The 2,328-nt window shown below is 71.7% G+C and carries 2 protein-coding genes and 1 pseudogene; all 3 read right to left on the bottom strand.

Features of this window, described 5'->3' with window-relative positions; genetic code table 11:
* Positions 1 to 226 (bottom strand): annotated as a pseudogene (locus AA75_RS16005) (hypothetical protein); the annotation flags it as partial.
* 245 nt (positions 227 to 471) lie between these two features.
* Positions 472 to 1,788 carry a sulfate adenylyltransferase subunit 1 gene (locus AA75_RS15995; protein ID WP_033820695.1) on the bottom strand — a complete coding sequence of 439 codons (1,317 nt, stop codon included), beginning with the start codon at positions 1,786 to 1,788 and terminating at the stop codon, positions 472 to 474.
* Between the two features lie 2 nt (positions 1,789 to 1,790).
* Positions 1,791 to 2,328 (bottom strand): sulfate adenylyltransferase subunit CysD (gene cysD / locus AA75_RS51940; protein ID WP_033820694.1); only part of this gene is annotated, 538 nt, incomplete at its 5' end.

The raw sequence follows: 2,328 nt of genomic DNA, 5'->3' as shown, positions 1-2,328 counted from the left end.
TGGCGAAGTAACCGATCTTCACGGTGTCGGCGGACAGCTTCTTGTCCGACGCGCCGGAGGCGGCGGCCGGGGCGGCGGAGGCCTTGTCGGTGCTCTTCGAGCCGTAGCTGCACGCGGTCACCAGGCTGAGGGCGGCGAGCGAGGCGACCGCGGCCGCGGCGGAGCGTCTGATCCGGCCGCTGACGATGCGCTTGCGGGTATGCGGAAGACCGGAACGGAGGGTCATCTGAGGTGTCCTTCGTGGCAGGAGCGTCGGTGGGACGCCCGGTTCAGGGAAGTGTCGTGGTGCGGTCGGCATCGGGGATGCCGGGCAGGCCGGGCCGGCCGTGCTGGGGGAAGGCGGCCCGGTGACAGGGGATCAGCGCCCCTGTCCGGCCCCACATCGCGTCAGGCCGCCCTGGCCGCTGCCGAGGACGCCGCTGCCGATGCGGCCGCCTTCCTTGTCCATGCCCGAGAACGCCTCGCGGGACATCAGACCCAGTCCTCCTCGTTCGGATCGGTGGTGCGTACGGTGTCGAAGGCCTCGCCCGCCATGCCGGCGGTGAGGGTGGTGCCGTCGGCCGGGTCGATCAGCAGGAACGATCCGGTCCGGCGGTTGGTGCGGTAGTCGTCGAGGGCCAGCGGCTCGGCGGTGCGCAGTACGACGTGGCCGATGTCGTTGACGTGGAGTCCGTCGGTGCCGGTGCGCTGCTCCAGCGAGTCGATGTCGATCCGGTAGGTGATCTCCTTGACCAGTGCGCGCACCGTGCGGGTGGTGTGCTTGAGCAGGACCTTGTCGCCGGCGCGCAGCGGGTGCTCGTTGAGGTGGGCGACGGTGGCCACGATGTCCTTGGTGGGGGCCGGGGTGGGTCCGGCGGCGATGAGGTCGCCGCGGGAGATGTCGATGTCGTCGGCGAGCCGGACGGTGACCGACTGGGGGGCCCAGGCGATGTCCGTCCCGGCGCCGAGTGCGTCGATCCCGGCGACCGTGGTGGTGTGGCCGGAGGGCAGCACCGTGACGGTGTCGCCGACCCGCAGCACCCCGGAGGCGAGCTGGCCCGCGTAGCCGCGGTAGTCGGGGTTCTCCTCGCTCTGCGGGCGGATGACGTACTGGACCGGGAAGCGGGCCGGCTCGACGCTCGGGTCGCTGCCGACCGGGACGGTCTCCAGGTGCTCCAGCAGGGTCGGGCCGCCGTACCAGTCCATGTGGGCGGACGGCTCGACCACGTTGTCGCCGGCCAGTGCCGAGATCGGCACCGCCACCACGTCCTTGACGCCCAGCGAGGCGGCGTAGGCGGTGAACTCGGCGGCGATGGCGGCGAAGACCGGCTCCGCGTACTCCACCAGGTCCATCTTGTTGACCGCGAGCACCACGTGCGGGACGCGCAGCAGGGCGGCGACGGCCGCGTGCCGGCGGGTCTGCTCGACCACGCCGTTGCGGGCGTCGACCAGGACGACGGTCAGCTCGGCGGTGGACGCGCCGGTCACCATGTTCCGGGTGTACTGCACGTGCCCGGGGGTGTCGGCGAGGATGAACCGGCGCCGGGGGGTGGCGAAGTAGCGGTACGCCACGTCGATGGTGATGCCCTGCTCGCGTTCGGCGCGCAGGCCGTCGGTGAGCAGCGCCAGGTCGGGCGCCTCCTGGCCGCGGCGGCGGGAGGCGTGCTCGACGGCCTCCATCTGGTCCGCCAGGACCGACTTGGAGTCGTGCAGCAGCCGGCCGACCAGGGTGGACTTGCCGTCGTCGACGGAGCCGGCGGTGGCGAAGCGGAGCAGCGAGGTGGCGCTGGTCTCGATGGTGGTGCTCATGCTTAGAAGTACCCCTCGCGCTTGCGGTCTTCCATGGCGGCCTCGGAGAGCTTGTCGTCGGCCCGGGTGGCGCCGCGCTCGGTGAGGCGGCTGGCGGCGATCTCGGCGATGACGTCCGCGATGGTGGCGGCGTCGGAGTCGACGGCGCCGGTGCAGGACATGTCGCCGACGGTGCGGTAGCGGATCAGCCGCTTCTCGACCGTCTCGTGCTCCTTGGGGCCACCCCACTCGCCGGCGGTCAGCCACATCCCGTCGCGCTTGAACACGTCGCGCTCGTGGGCGTAGTAGATCTCCGGGAGCTCGATGTTCTCGCGCTCGATGTACTGCCAGACGTCCAGCTCGGTCCAGTTGGAGAGCGGGAAGACCCGCACGTGCTCGCCGACCGCGTGCCGGCCGTTGTACAGCGACCACAGCTCGGGCCGCTGGCGCCGCGGGTCCCAGGCGCCGAACTCGTCGCGCAGCGAGAACACCCGCTCCTTGGCGCGGGCCTTCTCCTCGTCGCGGCGGCCGCCGCCGAACACGGCGTCGAACTTGTGGGAG

It is taken from the genome of Kitasatospora sp. MBT63 (genome assembly GCF_000710465.2).
GTDB lineage: Bacteria > Actinomycetota > Actinomycetes > Streptomycetales > Streptomycetaceae > Kitasatospora.
This window is presented reverse-complemented; position numbering and strand designations above follow the sequence as displayed.